Origin of the sequence: Streptomyces sp. MMG1533 (assembly GCF_001279775.1) — a bacterium.
GTDB lineage: Bacteria > Actinomycetota > Actinomycetes > Streptomycetales > Streptomycetaceae > Streptomyces.
In genome coordinates this window covers 1-224 of sequence record NZ_LGDG01000203.1, presented here as the reverse complement: position 1 = coordinate 224, position 224 = coordinate 1, and the positions used below count along the sequence as shown (strand labels likewise).

Annotated in this window: 1 pseudogene; it reads right to left on the bottom strand. The window is 71.0% G+C overall.

The window, feature by feature from the left end:
* Positions 1-224 (bottom strand): annotated as a pseudogene (locus tag ADK57_RS19845) (FMN-binding protein); the annotation flags it as partial.

Below are 224 nucleotides of genomic sequence, written 5' to 3'. Positions count from 1 at the left end.
GCGTCGATGTCCGCGTTGCCGGCTGCGACCGCGGCCTGGTTGAGCTTGGGTACGGCGTCGGCGGTGATCTGGTCGCTCCGGCCGCCCTTGGGCGCCTGTACGGTCTCGGCCTTGGTGATCTTTCCGCCGCTGACCGTGATGCGGACCTGGACGGCGCCGTACTGGGTCTGGGCGGCGGTGCCGGTGACGGTCTTGGCCTGGGTGCTGCCCGAGTCCTGGTCCTG